Below are 12940 nucleotides of genomic sequence, written 5' to 3'. Positions count from 1 at the left end.
ATGCCGGCCTTCGACGTCATCCTCATCGCCTGCATCCTCTACGCGACGTTCCTCTTCGCGGTTGCCTTCGCGGCCGAGCGGCTGGCGGCGCGGGGTCGCGCCCGCTGGCTGAGGGGCGGAGCGGTCTATACCCTGTCGCTGTCGATCTACTGCACGGCCTGGACCTTCTACGGTGCGGTCGGATACGCGGCGCGGTCGGGGCTGGAGTTCGTCACGATCTACCTCGGCCCCACGCTCGTGCTGATCGGCTGGTGGGGGCTTCTGCGCAAGCTCGTCCGGGTGGGGCGGGCGCAGCGGATCACCTCGGTCGCCGATCTGATCTCGTCGCGCTTCGGGAAGTCGAACCTGCTGGGCGGGCTGGTCACGCTGCTCGCGGTATTCGCGACGACGCCCTACATCGCGCTGCAGTTGCAGTCGGTGACCTTGTCCTTCGCCGTCTTCGCGGCAGAGGACGGCATGGCCCCCGAACTCGACGCCCTCGGTTTCTGGGTCGCAGCCGGCCTTGCCGTGTTCGCGGTGCTGTTCGGGACGCGAAGGCTCGACGCCAACGAGCGCCACGACGGCATCGTCGCGGCCATCGCGACCGAGGCGATCGTCAAGCTGGTCGCCTTCATCGCGGTCGGTGTCTTCGTCGTCTTCATCGTCGCCGGCGGCCCGACGCAGACCTTCGCCGCCATCGACGCTTCGCCCATCGCGGCGTGGGAGCTGCGCCCCGGACGCTGGGCCGGGCTGACTTTCCTTGCCGCAGCGGCGTTCATCTGCCTGCCGCGCATGTTCCAGGTGCTGGTGGTCGAGAATTCGGACGAGCGGCACCTCGCCATCGCCTCCTGGGCCTTCCCGCTCTACCTCTTCGCGATGTCCGCCTTCACGGTGCCGATCGCGGCGGTGGGGCTGGCGCGGCTGCCGGCGGACAGTAATCCCGACCTCTACGTCCTGTCCTTGCCCCTGGCCGAGAACCAGGACGGACTTGCCTTGCTGGCCTTCCTGGGCGGCTTTTCCTCGGCGACGTCGATGGTGATCGTGGCGGCCATCGCTCTGGCGACGATGATCTCGAACCACGTGGTGATGCCGATCTGGCTGCGCTCGGGGCCATCCGGGGCCTTCGTGTCGGGCGATGTGCGCAACGTGGCGCTGAGCGCGCGGCGCATCTCGATCGTGGGGATCCTTGGGCTCGGATACCTGTATTTCCGCCTGTCCGGGGGGGGCGAGGCCTTGGCCTCCATCGGATTGATCTCGTTCGCGGGGATCGCGCAGGTGCTGCCGGCGATGATCGGCGGCCTGTTCTGGCGCGGGGCCACGCGGGTCGGGGCGGCGGCGGGGCTGACGCTGGGCCTCGCGATCTGGGTGTGGACGCTGTTCCTGCCCTCGTTCGCGGGTGGTCTGCCCGAGATCGTCATGACCGAAGGGCCCTTCGGTGCAGGCTGGCTGCGGCCCGAGGCGCTGTTCGGGATCGCGGGGATCGACCCGATCCTGCACACGCTCTGCTGGTCGCTTCTGCTCAACACCGGCGCGCTGGTCCTGCTGTCGCTCGTCACCTTCCCCAGTCCCATCGAGCGGTTGCAGGGCGCGGCCATGGTCAACGTGTTCCGCACCGGCCCCGGCGCGCGCGGATGGCAGCCGACCCATGTCGAGGCCGAGGATCTGCTGGTCATGGCGCAGCGCATCCTCGGGCCCGCCGAGGCGCAGGCGGTCTTCCGGGCCGAGGCGATGCGGCAGGGCAAGCTGGGCTACCTGCCGAACCCCTCGCAGGAGTTCCTGGAGCGGCTGGAGCGCGAGTTGGCCGGATCGGTAGGCGGTGCCACGGCGCACGCCATGCTGGGCCAGATGACGGGGGGCGGCGCCGTTTCGGTCGAGGAACTGATGCGCGTGGCCGACGAGACGGCTCAGATCATGGAGTACTCGGCCCGGTTGGAAACGCAGAGTCGCGAGCTGGCCCGCACCGCCGCACAGCTACGCGAGGCGAACGAGAAGCTGACCCGCCTGTCGGTGCAGAAGGACGCCTTCCTCGGCCAGATCAGCCACGAGCTGCGCACGCCGATGACGTCGATCCGCTCGTTTTCCGAAATCCTGCGCGATGGCGGCATGGGCGACGCCGACCGAGCCCGCTTCGCCGGCGTGATCCATGACGAGGCGCTGCGGCTGACGCGGCTTCTCGACGATCTGCTCGACCTGAGCGTGCTGGAATCCGGGCAGGTCAGCCTGCGCATGGCCGAGGAACAGCTGGGGGCGATCCTGGACCGCGCGATCCAGGCCTGCGACGGCGGCGGCCCGGTGCGGATCGAGCGGCGGGGCGCTTTGGATACGGTGCTGGTGACCGATGGCGACCGGTTGGCGCAGGTTTTCATCAACCTCGTGATGAATTGCCGGAAATACGCGCTCGTGGCCGAGCCCCATCTGCGGATCACGGCCCGACGGGACGGGGAGATGGTCGAGATTGACTTCGTCGATAACGGCCCCGGCATCCCCACGGGCGAACAGGAGATGATGTTCGAGAAATTCGCCCGGGGCGGCGACAGTCGTGCCGCCGGGGGCGCGGGGCTGGGGCTGGCGATCTGCCGCGAGATCATGACGCGGCTCGGCGGGACGATTTCGTATCTGCCGGGGCAGGGCGGGGCAGCGTTCCGGTTGCGCGTGCCGCGGGCCCTGGGGCATCTGCGGGCGGCGGAATGAGACGGGATTCACCTTTAGGTAAGAACCGCGCGATATCCAAAGGGCCAGGCCCCGACGGAATATCTCCGACCATGACAATTCAATCGCCCCTGCGCCGCAAGATCGGTGCAATCCGGCACGACGCGCCCCCGCTGCCAAGCGCCGAACGTGTTCTGCGGCGGGCGATCGTTCACGGCCTCTCGCGGGGCCTCGGGCTGATGGCCGAGGTCGAGAAACCGACGCGCGAGACGATCCAGCCCGAGAAGGCCGCGGCGTTGATGGCCGAAGGGACGCTGGCAGTGCTGCTCGACGGTGCCGCCGGACCGGGCGTTCTGCTGCTGGAGCACGGACCTCTTGCGGCAATCATCGAGCAGACGACGACGGGACGGATCGGCAAGCGCGTGCCGCGCGCGCGCGCGCCTTCGGCAACCGATGCCGCGCTCGTGGCCGACACGTTCGACCGGATCTTCTCGACCCACGAGGCCATGTTGGAGGAGTTGAAGCTCTCCAGCGCCGTCACCGGGTTCCGCTATGCCGCGCCGTTGGCGAAAGCCCGGGACATCGTGCTGGCGCTGCCCGACGAGACCCACGATCACTGGACCTCGCGGCTGAGCTTCGCGGATGACGAGCATCGCCGAGGGGCGCTGCACCTGATCCTCCCGACGGAAGCCGCGGCGGCAGCGGCGATGTCCGAAGGCGCAGCGGGACCGGACTGGCCCACGCGCATGCAAAGCCGGGTCATGGCGAGCGAGGTCACCCTCGAAGCCGAACTCGGCCGTACGACCCTGACGGCCGCGGCCCTGCGCGCGTTGCGCGTCGGCGACCGCGTCGTCCTCCCGCGAGAGCAGGTCGGCAAGGTCCGCCTGCTCGGACCCGGCCACGTCTGCGTCGCTACCGGCCGCCTGGGCCAGGCGACAGGACGCAAGGCGGTCCGGCTCGAGCCACCCGCCGAGGACGAGGACCACGGGTTCGAAGCTTCGGGTGAAGGAAGCGAGATGGGTGGCCTGCTGATGTGATGCGCCGCGACTGAGGGCGCTGCCGATCGATCAAGGCACCCCGGCTCGTTCGCGCCGTCGGTTCAGCGCGCAACGGCAACCTGTCGCTTGCGAAACAAGTCGCAGCCGTCCGGACGCCCGGAGCGAGCTGCTCCAGCAGCCGGACCCGCGCGGCTTGCGTCAGTCTCGCCGGGTCTGGGCGATCGCGCCAAGGGTTTCGCGCATCGGGGTCAGGTCGTATCCGCCCCTGGCACCGGCGGCGATGATCTCGTCCGGGTCCATCTCGCCCGCTCGTCCCAGGGCCCACACGTGACAGGAGCGCGTGCCCGACCGGCAATAGGCGAGGACCGGCCCGTCCGACGTGTCGATCGCCTCGCGCTGCTGGGCGATCAGATCGGCGGTCATGCCGGCATGACCGACCGGAATGACGTGGAAGGACAGCCCGGCCTCGGCGCAGGCGGCCTCGATCGCGGCAGAGGTTTCGTCCCCCGTCACTTCGGAGTCGGGGCGGTTGCAGATGACGCGGGTGTAGCCGGCCTCGGCCAGGTCGGGCACGTCTTCGGGTCGGATCTGCGGGCTGACCGAATACCGGTCGGTGATGCGGCGAATGTCCATGCGGGGCCCTCGGCTGTGTGCGTGCCTGACGTTGTGCCGCCCGCGCCGCGCGGGAACAAGCCCTTACCTCAGGAACAGGCCGGTCACGACGAGGATGAGACCGAGCGTGGACAGCAGGAGCGCGCCCATGTTCCACGCCACGAGGCGCTGCAGCCGCGCGCGCATCGCATCCTCGTCCAGCCCGCTGCGCCGGGCCCGCAGCGCCGCGACGATGCACAAGCCCAACCCCAGAAGGCCCAGGCAGGACAAAAACGTGCCGATCCAGGCGAGAATGTCCATATGCGCCCCAAAGCTTCGTTCGGGGTCCGGATAGGCCATTGGATGCGGCGCGGCAACCGCCCTTGCCAGCGGCGCCGGGACTGCTTAGGAGACGCCTCCGAACAGGGAGAACGGAGGCCCCGCCCATGTCCGACACGAGTGCCGCAGACGCAAACTACTCGGTAACCGCAGACGAGTTGCGCCAGTTCGTCGAGCGCTACGAGCGGCTCGAGGCCGAGAAGAAGGACATCGCCGACGCGCAGAAAGAGGTGATGGCCGAGGCCAAGGGACGTGGCTACGACACGAAGGTGCTTCGCAAGATCATCGCGCTGCGCAAGCGGGACAAGGATGACCTTGCCGAAGAGGAAGCCGTCCTCGAAATGTACATGGCCGCGCTCGGAATGGCCTGACGACGGGGCTTTCGCCTCAGGGCGGATCGCAGTATGACGGGGCGCGGCCGGTATAGCTCAGCTGGTAGAGCACCTGATTTGTAATCAGGGGGTCGGGGGTTCGAATCCCTCTGCCGGCACCAATTCTTCTCGTCGCTCCGAACCGTGCAGTGTTGACGCCGGCAGGAATATTCCTGCATCATCCAGACACTAGTTACTATTTTTGGTAGGTACATGAGTTCCTTGGATCGGGATCAGTCCGAATATGACGGCGGGGGGGCGGCCGACCGTCCGACAGCCGAGGCGACTGGTCGGATCGGCACGCCGAAGCGGCCAGGAACAATCGCCGAGCCACTGAAGGGCATGGCTGTTCTCATCGTCGAAGACGAGGCCATCATCAATCTGGACCTCGCAATGACAGCCGAAGCGTTCGGCGCGCGCATGATCGTATCGGCACATAGCCTCGAAGAGGCGCGGGGCGCCCTCGAAATGGGGCAGTTCGATATCGCCGTGCTTGACCTGAGCCTGCCCGACGGGGATTCGATGCCGCTTGCCGAAGAGCTGCACGGCAACGGCGTGCGCATCTACTTCTATTCGGGCGACGAAGAGCGTACTGACATTCTCGACCGCTTTCCCGGCGCAGGCTTCGTCATGAAGCCGGCGACCGAAAGCGCGTGGTCGGATGTCTTTGCGGGCCTGGTCGGCTCCGACGGCTGAGCCGCGATACCTCGACGCGGCGGAGCCTTGGCTCCGGTGCTCGATCCACCACATTGGCAATACGGCACGGGCAGCTCGCGCGTCAGGACGGGTCGATCCTCTGTCCTTCGGCGTCGAACAGATGAACCTCGCCGCGGTCGAGCGCGATGCGTATGGCGTCTCCGATACCCAGGTTAGGCTGGCCGGAAAGAACGGTGACCATGGCGGTCCCGTCCAGTGCGCGCGCATGGACGACCGTTTCGGCGCCGAGCGCCTCGACCAGCGTCACGGTGCCCTCCAGGGCCTCTTCCTCGCGATTGGCGAGGCGGAGATGCTGGGGACGGATGCCGGCGGTGATCTTGCCGTCCTGCGGTACATCGATATGCAGACCGCCCGGCAGTTCGGCCCGGCCGTCGCTGGCCGTGGTCTCGAAAAAATTCATGTTGGGCGCGCCGATGAACCCCGCGACGAAGAGGTTCGCAGGCCGGTTGTAAAGGTTCAGCGGCGTGTCCACCTGCTCGATCCGGCCTTTGCGCAGCACCACGATGCGGTCCGCCAATGTCATCGCCTCGATCTGGTCGTGGGTGACGTAGATCATCGTGGTCCCCAGCCGCTCGTGCAACTGTGCGAGTTCGGCCCGCATGGTCACCCGCAGTTCGGCATCGAGGTTCGACAGCGGCTCGTCCAGCAGGAACGCCGAAGGTTCGCGCACGATGGCCCGCCCGATGGCGACACGCTGACGTTGCCCGCCAGATAGCTGGGTCGGGCGGCGGTCCAGAAGCTCTTCGATCTCGAGCATCCGGGCGGAGTCTTCGATCCTGCGGCGGATCTCGGCGCGCTCCATCTTGGTATTTTCCAGCCCGAAGGACAGGTTCTGGCGCACGGTCATGTGGGGGTAAAGCGCGTAGCTCTGGAACACCATCGCCAGCCCACGATTGGCGGCCGAGTGTCGGGTGACGTCCGCGCCGTCGATCTCGATCGTGCCGGAGGTCGGCCGATCCAGCCCGGCGATCAGCCGCAGAAGGGTGGATTTGCCGCAGCCCGAGGGGCCGACGAAGACCACAAGCTCGCCATCCTCGACCGCAAGATCGACGCCGTGAATCACCTCGGTCTTGCCGAAGCTCTTGCGGATGTCGTTGAGCGCGATGCGGCCCATGGCCCCTCCCTTACTTGATGCCGGCGCCGGCGATGCCGGTGGTGATGAACCGCTGCAGGAAGACGAAGACCAGCACCACGGGGATCATCGTCACCACGGTCATCGCGAGGATGTAGTGCCACTGCACGTTCAGCTCGCCCGCGTAGGTATTGAGTCCCACCTGCAGCGTGTAGGTCTCGCGCCGGGACAGGACGATCAGCGGCCAGAGGAAGTCGTTCCAGCGCCACACCACCGAGAAGATGGCCAGCACGGCCAGCGCCGGCGCGGCCAGAGGCAGCACGATGCGCCAGTAGATCTGCCACTCGCTGGCATTGTCCATGCGCGCCGCTTCGAGCAGTTCATCGGGGATCGTCAGCATGTACTGGCGCAGCAGGAACACGCCCGTCGGCGTCGCCACCGTGGGCAGGATTACCCCCCAGAGGGAGTTCAGCAAACCCGTGGCGTTCACGACCGAGTAGAGCGGGACGAGGATGACCGAAAGCGGCACCATCAGCGTCGCGACGATCAAGAGCATCACCGCGTCGCGCCCGGCGAAGCGGTATTTCGACAGCGCGAAGGCCGCCATCGAGTTGGTCAGCAGCGTGATGAGCGTCGCCATCACCGTGACGAAGACCGAGTTCCAGAGGAACCGCAGGAAGTCGTTGGTGACCAGCGGCTCGACATAGTTTTCGGTGGCGAGGCCGACTTCGCGCAGGGGCGCGCGATTTTCGATGTCGACGTCGATCCGCTCGGACGGGGTGTCGGGATCGACCATCTGGGCGCTTGTGCCGATGCGGCGAATCTCGGCCAGGATGGTCGTCGATCCGTCCTCCTGCGTCACAGTGAAAAGGGGCAGGGGGTCGTCGTAGCCCTCCACCTGGGCGGTGATCTGGGTGTAGGGCAGCAGGGTCGGCGGAAACTCGGCGAGCTGCGCGGGGCCCTTGAAGGACGACGCCACCAGCCACAGCGCCGGGCCGAACATCAGGACCGTTCCGCCGATCAGCCAGATCCAAGTGACCACATCCGTCCAGTGCCAGCGATTTCCATGGCCCCGGCGGCGGAACACGAAACGCGAGGCGGCGCTCATTGGCGGCTTCCTCTCTGCTCGTTCCGCCGCGACAGCCCGAGCTGCACCAGCGTCAGGACCACCAGCACAAGCCCCATCAGGATCGACGCGGCGGCCGCGAGGCCCGGATTGCGCAGGATCGAAGCAAAGCCGACCTCGTAGATGTATTGCGTCAGGTACAGGGTCGACGTGCCGGGTCCGCCGCCGGTCAGGACGTAGACCTCGTCGAAGATCTGCACGCCGCGGATCAGCGCCAGCACCAGCACGACGGCAAGGTTCGGCCCCAGAAGCGGCAGGGTGATGCGCCAGAAGACGCGGGCGGGGGGCGTGCCGTCCATCTCGGCGGCTTCATAGAGATCCTTGGGGATCGCCTGAAGGCCCGCCAGAAGGATCAGCGTGTAGAACCCCATATGCGCCCAGACCGACACGCCGATGGTCGCGGTGAAGGCGTAGGCGCGGTCGTTCAGCCAGACTTCGGGCTCCATCCCGAGGTTCACCATGATGAGGTTCAGAAGCCCCTGCCGCTGCAGGATCCAGCGCCAGATCAGGCCGACAACCACGGGCGACAGAAGGACGGGAAAGAAGAACACCGCGCGGAAAAAGCCGCGGCCGCGGATGTTGCGGTTCAGGATCAGCGCGGTGATCGTCGAGACGAGGATCATCATCGACACCTGCAGCACCACGAAGAAGAACGTGTTGCCCGCGGCGGTCCAGAACATGTCCTCGCGGCAGGTGATCGCCTGGGTGTAGTCCTCGCAGGTCAACAGGCGCTGATACTGGTCGAGACCCACGAAGCTGCGGTCGCCGAGCAGGATATTCGTCCCTGCGGTCATCGAGTAGACGACGTTCAGTACCAGCGGGAACAGCACGAACACGCCGAAGATCGCGAGGTTCGGCAGAAGGAAGACGGCCGCCATGCCGTTCAGCCCGGTCAGCCGTTGCCACCACCGAAGCGGCGGATCGATGGCGCGGGCGATCCAGGTAAGGGGCGCCGTGACGATGGCGCCCAATGTTCTCGGGATGGCGGCCACGGTGCGTTACTGGCTCGCGTTCTGGACGACGTCCGCGATGTCGCGGTTCATCAGCTCGCGGGCTTCCTCGAGCGTGATCTCGCCCGCCATGGCCTGGCTGATCCGGGTCACGAGCGCACCGTAATAGGCATTGGCCCATTTCCAGGCCGGCAGCGCGTCGGCCGCGGGCAGCGTCTCGTTCGAGGCCTGCACGAAGCGTTCGAGCGCGGGCGGTACGTTCGGATCCTCGGACTGGAAGTCGAGTCCGCCTGCCTCGACCACGCCCTGATGCGCCGGCAGGAACAGCGTCCGTTCCGAGAATTCGCGCACGACCTCTTCCGAGGCCAGGTAGTCCATCACGCGCGCGACCTCTTCGGGGTGGTCGGTGTACTTGATGCCGACAAGCGCGGCGCCCCCGGCAAGGCCCGAGCATCCCACGTCACCGCAGGGCGAGCCGATGGCGACCCAGTCGAACGCATCGCCGATCTTTGTGGACAGGTTGGCGACCTGCCACGACCCCGAATAGAGGAACGGGATCTGCGCGTTGATGAAGTCGTCCGCGCCCGAGCGGTAGGTCGTTCCGGCGGCCGAGACCCAGATCTCGGGCAGCTGCTTGCCCTCCTTGGTCCAGTTTACCAGCTTGGTGACGTATTCCATCGTGCCGTCGTCGATCTCGGCAGGCATCCCGTCCTCGCCGATATAGTCGCCGCCATAGGACACGTTCGGCCCCGAGATCCGGTGCCCCGAGCGGTCCACGGCGAACGCGGCCACAAGGCCCTGGTCCTGCGCGACCTGGTCCGACGCCTCGACCCATTCGTCCCACGTCGCGTCGTCTCCGGGGATCTCGACGCCGGCCTGCTCGAACAGGGTGCGGTTGGCGAAGCCGCCGACCATGGTCAGCTGCGTCAGGAAGCCGGGAATGGCGTCCGAGCCGTCCTCGCGCATCCAGTCGAAGCGATTGCCAAAGTTCTCGTCCCAGTAGGCCGGATCCTCGACATGCTCGCGCAGGTCGAGCCAGTGCTGCGCCTGCTCCTTCAGGTTGGTCACCCGGGCGATGTCGGGACCCTGGCCACTGGCCAACTGGATCGGAAGCTGCTCCTGGATGACCTGGTAGGCGACGTTGTCGAGCACCACGTCGATATCGGGATTCTGTTCCTCGAACCGGTCGAGGAGGTCCTGCATTACCTCGCCCTCGATCCCGTCGGAATACCACATCATGCGTAGCTCGACCGGGTCGTCCTGTGCGAGGGCGGCGGTGCCCAGACCGGCGACGGCAAGCGCCGCCAGAGATGTTGCAAGTTTCATGTTTCTCCTCCCTGAGAGTGTTCGAACGTTCGAACGCGATCCTTTTCGGGGGGCATTGCACCCCGCGGCAGGATCCGCCGATCCCCCTCGACCGTAAAGAGCGCGGGGTCGATCTGTCGTCCCTCGGCCTCGATGCGGCCGGAGGCGTGGAAGCGGACGGGACCGTAATCCGGGTCGTCCACGGTGATTGTCCCGTCTGCGTCTTCCTGCGGGGCGAGCCCGGCGAACCGTGTCGAGAGATCCGCGCCGTGCAGCGTCCTCGATCCAAGGCGGACCAGCCACCAGCCATCGCGCCCGGCAAGACGCAGTTCCGCGCCGGCCGTCGGGCCGGTCGTGACCTCTTCGAACGGACCGGATCCTTTGAGAAGCAGGTGCGCCTCGCCGGCAGAGGCCGTGGCGGTGTCGCCCGTCACTTCGGCAGCGTCGAAGGCGGCGCGGGGGAACCAGGCGTGGGTGAAGCCGGGCTGCGACGGGTCGCCGGCGAAGCGCAGGATCGCCAGATCGCGATACTGCTGGACCCGCGGCACCGAGGCCGAGCCGCCCCAGTAGGAGGGGCGGCCGAAGCCCGAATGGATGACCTCGCCCGGGTGGTTGATCCACACCTGCGCGTTCGGGTCGTTGCCCATCCGCAGGTGCAACAGAGTCTCCTGGTAGCCCCATTCGAACCAGCGATAGGTGACGGCCGACCCCATCGCGTGGTCGGCGGTCTTGTGGTGGTAGAGCTTCGCGATCCGCCCCTCGCCTTGCGCGAAACACCACTCCTGCGCGTCGTCGCGGGCCCAGCTGGCGCGCTCCGTCAGGTCGGGCAGGTCCAGCCCGTGGTCCCGCAGGCACAGAGCCAGCCCCGGCAACGCATGAAAGCGCGAGCCGTAGCTGCCCGTCCCCCAGAGCATCCGGCCGATGGCGCTGAGCTCCAGCGACATGGTCGACCGCAGTGAGTGTTCATAGCTGCGGCCCTGCGCGGCGGTGAGGATGCCGTGGTGGGCCGAATTGGCGACCAGTTCGACCAGCCGGGCGATGCCGCGCGCGGCCCGCTCGCGCAGCCGGGCATCGGGCGACAGCGCGTGGATTGCGGTCAGGCCCTTCAGGTCGATTGGGAAGTAGGGGGCCGAGTTGAACTCGGCCATCTCCCACGCCTCGAAATGGTCGAACCATGCGTGCAGGCGCGCGGCCCCGACCCGGGATTGCTCGGCGCCCGAACGGCCCGAGCGGCGGAAGGTGCGATCAGGCAGCAGCGCGCCGCCCAGATGCGCCGCGGTGTGGAACAGCAGCGCGTGGTTTTCCGAGAAGTACCACTGCACGTCGTTGCCGGGCTCGTCCATCCAGTAGCGATAGCCGAGGATCGTGTCGTCGATCCGATCGCAGAGGTCCCCCAACAAGGCCCCAAACCGGGTGCGCGCCACGATCAGCGGCACCAGCGCGAAATCGGCGCAGTCCCAGCAGGCGTCGATCCGGGGCAGGCTCGCCTCGATCATTGCGCGGGTGGTTTCGCCCCCGTCGCCAAGTGCCAGCCGGGCGAGGGCGCGGACGGTGTCGGCCTCGCCTTCGCTGGCGACGGCGCGCAAGGCCTCTTCGATCCGGTCCTCCAACGTGGCGGGGGCCGGTCCTTGAGCCGTGGCATGGGAAATCTCGGTTCCCAGCACACGGGTCGCGGCGAAACCATCGGCGGCGAGCGTGACTTCGACGTGGCGGAAATCGGCGGGCAGGTCGGCGGCATCGCCGAACTCGATCCGGTCGGCGCCGGTAGGCAGGTCGAGCCGCCGTTCGCGCGCGTCGTCGTGAGACATGAAGTCCCCGGCGATCCGCACGGTCGCGATCAGCGGGCTGTCGGTCGCGCGGGGCAGGGTGATGGTGACGGGGCCGCCATCGTGGGCGGGGCGCGTGAAATGCATCCGCTCGAGCACCGCTTCGATCCCCGCGGCGGCCTCGGGCGCTTCGATCGCCTGCGTTGCGGCTGGGCCGTCGAGATAGGTGAGCTCGGCATAGAACCGGGTGTCACGCTCGGCCAGGTCGTCGAGGTAGAGGGCGATCCGGCTTTCGCCTGCAGGCAGATCGAACTCGCATTCGGCTTCGGTCTCGAAGTTGCGGCGGTATTCCGACATGGCGAGGACCGGCGTCCCGTTCACCTGCAGGACCGCGCCCCCGCAAGTGGCCAGCCGAAGCCGCGCGCGTCCGCCCTCGGTCACCGAGATCAGCGTCTCGGCCTGCGCCGCGATGCGCGTGGGGCGGAACCAGAACCCGGACAGGTCCAGCCGGGGCGAACCAAAGCCAAGCCACACCGTCTCGGCCGGGCCAGTCGCGCGCTCTTCCGGGGCGGCGCCGCGGTAGCGATCGGCGAAGGCGGTGCGGCAGGGGTATTCGTGGGGGATGAAGTTCTTCTCCTTCGTCATGAAGAAGAAGGGGTCCATCTCGCCCTCCATCGGCTGGTCCGGCACGTCCCAGGGATGTTCGGCGATCGCGGAATGACGCCAAATCGTGATCGGCGTGCCGGTGGACAGGGGGCGGATCAGGCGGTTCAACTCAGTTCCCTTTCGGGGACGGGTCCCGTGCCGGTCATTCGTTCGGCGCCGCGGCAACGCCCGCCCAATCGGGCGTCATGGCGATGATCGGTCATGGAGCTGACCGGGCGGTCGTGCGTCGGCCGCGGGTCCGCCATCGCATCCATCGTGAACTCCTCCCTGATCCGAAGCTGTCCGTTTCCACATTCCTGTGCAAGATCAAAGATACGTCCGTCGCGTCCCGCCAACCCGGCGAGGGTGGCATTGCCGCCGGCCCACGCGCGTGGGACATCTGCATATGCCGATACCAAGCAGCGGAGCCTC

General features: G+C 67.4%; 11 protein-coding genes and 1 tRNA gene. 5 read left to right on the top strand and 7 right to left on the bottom strand.

The genetic code is table 11. The annotated features are described in order from the left end of the window. Both PAM7066_RS01125 and PAM7066_RS01120 read left to right on the top strand, forming a co-directional pair. Positions 1 to 2670, top strand: coding sequence for a sensor histidine kinase (locus PAM7066_RS01125; protein WP_085852276.1), 2670 nt, complete (start codon positions 1 to 3; stop codon positions 2668 to 2670). 71 nt (positions 2671 to 2741) lie between these two features. Further along, positions 2742 to 3665, top strand: a complete 924-nt coding sequence (locus PAM7066_RS01120) for a FliM/FliN family flagellar motor switch protein (protein WP_085852275.1) — start codon at positions 2742 to 2744, stop codon at positions 3663 to 3665. Between the two features lie 159 nt (positions 3666 to 3824). On the opposite strand, the gene PAM7066_RS01115 is transcribed toward PAM7066_RS01120, so the two are convergent. Both PAM7066_RS01115 and PAM7066_RS01110 read right to left on the bottom strand, forming a co-directional pair. Beyond that, on the bottom strand, positions 3825 to 4259 hold the full coding sequence (locus tag PAM7066_RS01115) for a protein tyrosine phosphatase family protein (protein ID WP_085852274.1): 435 nt from the start codon (positions 4257 to 4259) through the stop codon (positions 3825 to 3827). A gap of 63 nt (positions 4260 to 4322) precedes the next feature. Further along, positions 4323 to 4538, bottom strand: coding sequence for a hypothetical protein (locus PAM7066_RS01110; RefSeq protein WP_085852273.1), 216 nt, complete (start codon positions 4536 to 4538; stop codon positions 4323 to 4325). 125 nt (positions 4539 to 4663) lie between these two features. Between PAM7066_RS01110 and PAM7066_RS01105 the strand changes: the two genes are divergently transcribed. From PAM7066_RS01105 to PAM7066_RS01095, 3 genes are all read left to right on the top strand, one after another. After that, a complete protein-coding gene (locus PAM7066_RS01105; RefSeq protein ID WP_085852272.1) occupies positions 4664 to 4927 on the top strand; it encodes a DUF2312 domain-containing protein in 264 nt (87 codons plus the stop codon). A 46-nt stretch (positions 4928 to 4973) separates the two neighbouring features. Then, positions 4974 to 5049: transfer RNA gene (locus PAM7066_RS01100), tRNA-Thr, on the top strand. Positions 5050 to 5269: 220 nt separating this feature from the next. Further along, positions 5270 to 5623: a response regulator gene (locus PAM7066_RS01095; RefSeq protein ID WP_175484537.1), complete on the top strand. Its 354-nt coding sequence runs from the start codon at positions 5270 to 5272 to the stop codon at positions 5621 to 5623. Positions 5624 to 5705: 82 nt separating this feature from the next. Here PAM7066_RS01095 and PAM7066_RS01090 read toward each other — a convergent pair whose 3' ends face one another. From PAM7066_RS01090 to PAM7066_RS01070, 5 genes are read right to left on the bottom strand one after another with little or no spacing between them, the layout of a single operon-like run. After that, positions 5706 to 6758 carry an ABC transporter ATP-binding protein gene (locus PAM7066_RS01090; protein WP_085852270.1) on the bottom strand — a complete coding sequence of 351 codons (1053 nt, stop codon included), beginning with the start codon at positions 6756 to 6758 and terminating at the stop codon, positions 5706 to 5708. A 10-nt stretch (positions 6759 to 6768) separates the two neighbouring features. Next, a complete protein-coding gene (locus PAM7066_RS01085) occupies positions 6769 to 7824 on the bottom strand; it encodes a carbohydrate ABC transporter permease (RefSeq protein ID WP_085852269.1) in 1056 nt (351 codons plus the stop codon). Next, complete coding sequence (locus PAM7066_RS01080) at positions 7821 to 8834, bottom strand: carbohydrate ABC transporter permease (RefSeq protein ID WP_217639905.1); 1014 nt, start codon at positions 8832 to 8834, stop codon at positions 7821 to 7823. The genes PAM7066_RS01085 and PAM7066_RS01080 overlap by 4 nt, the downstream gene beginning before the upstream one ends. A 6-nt stretch (positions 8835 to 8840) precedes the next feature. Then, positions 8841 to 10118 (bottom strand): ABC transporter substrate-binding protein, encoded by a 1278-nt coding sequence (locus PAM7066_RS01075; RefSeq protein ID WP_085852268.1) that lies wholly within the window; start codon positions 10116 to 10118, stop codon positions 8841 to 8843. After that, positions 10115 to 12637, bottom strand: coding sequence for a hypothetical protein (locus PAM7066_RS01070; protein ID WP_085852267.1), 2523 nt, complete (start codon positions 12635 to 12637; stop codon positions 10115 to 10117). Before PAM7066_RS01070 ends, PAM7066_RS01075 begins: the two co-directional genes overlap by 4 nt. Between the last annotated feature and the right edge of the window lie 303 nt (positions 12638 to 12940).

The organism is Palleronia marisminoris, from assembly GCF_900172315.1.
Lineage (GTDB): Bacteria > Pseudomonadota > Alphaproteobacteria > Rhodobacterales > Rhodobacteraceae > Palleronia > Palleronia marisminoris.
The sequence above is the reverse complement of the archived record's forward strand: the minus strand, read 5'-3'. Positions and strand labels throughout refer to the sequence as shown.